This is a genomic window from Brevibacillus sp. NL20B1, from assembly GCF_018195675.1.
Classification (GTDB): Bacteria; Bacillota; Bacilli; order Brevibacillales; family Brevibacillaceae; genus Brevibacillus; species Brevibacillus aydinogluensis.
Genome location: NZ_JAGTPT010000049.1, coordinates 1 through 2,205, shown reverse-complemented (window position 1 = coordinate 2,205; position 2,205 = coordinate 1). Strand labels below are relative to the sequence as shown.

General features: G+C 43.6%; 2 protein-coding genes and 1 pseudogene. 1 reads left to right on the top strand and 2 read right to left on the bottom strand.

The features are described 5' to 3' along the window. The first annotated feature begins 534 nt into the window (after positions 1 to 534). Positions 535 to 1,107 carry a delta-aminolevulinic acid dehydratase gene (locus KDN35_RS19650; protein ID WP_171563941.1) on the top strand — a complete coding sequence of 191 codons (573 nt, stop codon included), beginning with the start codon at positions 535 to 537 and terminating at the stop codon, positions 1,105 to 1,107. Between the two features lie 102 nt (positions 1,108 to 1,209). On the opposite strand, the gene KDN35_RS19645 is transcribed toward KDN35_RS19650, so the two are convergent. Both KDN35_RS19645 and KDN35_RS19640 read right to left on the bottom strand, forming a co-directional pair. Further along, positions 1,210 to 1,941: an IS3 family transposase gene (locus KDN35_RS19645; protein WP_249179216.1), complete on the bottom strand. Its 732-nt coding sequence runs from the start codon at positions 1,939 to 1,941 to the stop codon at positions 1,210 to 1,212. Positions 1,942 to 1,950: 9 nt separating this feature from the next. Further along, positions 1,951 to 2,205 (bottom strand): annotated as a pseudogene (locus KDN35_RS19640) (IS3 family transposase); the annotation flags it as partial.

Sequence of the window (2,205 nt, the reverse complement as noted above, 5' to 3'; positions counted from 1 at the left end):
ATTTGACATGGAAGAGACAATAACATTGTTTCCATATTTCTTTAGCCCGTAAATCTTTTCTTCTGCAGGATTGATGGCGTAATCTTTGTTTGTATCATTTAGCCATAAATAGAAAATCACCACCCCCAGTATCAAAATGATCATATTCTTACATTTCTTCACGTCGAACTCATCCTTTCAACAAATAACGGCAAAAAGAAGGATAACATCTGTTTGTTTCCTTCTTTTTGCTGTGGGGGTTTTTACCTCAATTGTCTTGTTATAAATATTTTTCCGTTTCCTTCGCTTATTCTTTTGTAATTTTACCACCTGCTGGATTTCTGTCAATTTCAGTAAACAGTCCTTATCGATAATTGCACTTATGTATCGCCTATAGGTAAAATATAAGAAATGTTAAAAAAGGAGATTTCTTCAATGAGTTTGATTCGGGATCAGATGTAACGAATAGCCTTTCGCCCCAAAGCCCGAGGACCTCCATATGATTCTACTCTATATCTTAATGCAAAAAATTGAGAGCATATGGAGGATGAAAAGATGAGTAAGCCTGTAATGAACGTAGCATTGGTATGCGGACCTGATTGCGATATGGAAGTCCACGCAATCCGAGCTACTCTGGAGTATTTTGGTGCAAGAGTGTTTACGTATTGGGTCGGCAGACCATATGATCTGATTGATATTCTGTCCGGTAAGGATCTGTATCCGAATACGGATACGATCGTTCTTTGCTTTCATGGCGAGGAAGGCCAATTGATTATGCCAGAGCTGGAAGAAAGCGTCTATGAACCAGGAGAACCCAAGGGTAACTTTGGGCCGGAGGAGATCAGACGATTTGCCAGACTGGCAGGGAAAACAGTAATCAGCACAGGGTGCTCAGCAGGAAACGTAGAGACGGCACAAGCATTTCTCGACAGCGGTTGCGAAATCTATATTGGGCCCAATGATTATCCGGATGGAAATGACGCGCTCATGTTTGTGCTGAGGCTTTTCTACGATCTCATTCAGAACAATCGAAGCGTAAAGGAAGCTTTCCAAAACGCCAAGTCTCTGGACGCGGAGATGGATATGTTTCAGCTATATGAAAACGCGCAGCAATCTGGTAGAAAATGAGACGTGTGTAGATCAATAGCTTGCCGAAGATTGCAGATAAACTCCCTCGCCGAACAATTGGTCAAGACCCCATTTTGTAGACACTTAAAAAACCCCCGGCCGTTAGGCCGCATGCTGACGCCTGTACTCGACTGGCGTCAGCTTATTTAATTTGATTTGCAAACGCTCTTCATTGTAAAAACGAATGTACTCCTCAATTCGTCTTTGCGCTTCATCCAGACTTCGAATATCATAAGGATAGAGAGCTTCTGCCTTTAAGTGCGAGAAGAAACTCTCCATAGGGGAATTGTCTAAACAATTGCCCCTTCGCGACATGCTGATTCGGGCGTCAACCTTTTGCAGCATGTCGTGGTATGCGTGGGACGTGTACTGGGAGCCTTGATCGCTGTGTACGATCAGTCCAGTCACGTCCTTATGCTTTTCAAATGCTTTCCGAAACGTCTCCAGGACAAGGGCATTGTCATTGTGTAAGCTCACATGGTGCGCCACGATTTCGTTGTGAAACAAGTCTTTAATCGCTGATAAGAAGATACGTTGATCTCCTACACGAAACTGGGTAACATCGGTGACCCACTTCTGGTTTGGTTTCTCGGCTGTGAAGTCACGCTTCAACAGATTTTCGGCAACACGACCATCAGATTCAGCCGCTCGATACGTGCTCCGATACGCTCGCTTGCCACGAATAATGGCTTTCAGCCCAAGAATTTGCATGAGTCGTAACACCTTCTTATGATTCACAACCTTGCCGTATTGACGAAAGAGTTCCGCTTGAATTCTTCGATACCCATATATTCCTTTTCGTTCATCATAGATGGTTTGAATCTGCTGTTTCAGTTCTCCGTCTCAATCCCACTCCTTCTGTGCAAGATACCGATAATACCCACTCCTCGATACACCAAGAAGTTTGGAGAGTTCGGTAATCGGGTACAACGCTGCGACATTCTCCATCACACGATACTTTTTTCTTACACCTCCCGCATCCAGATTTCCAAACACTTTTTTAGAATTTCGTTCTCCCGTTTCAATTTTTTCACATGTCGATCTTGATCGATGTACGCTGTACGTCGTCCACGCTGATCCAAAAGACCGAACTCCCCA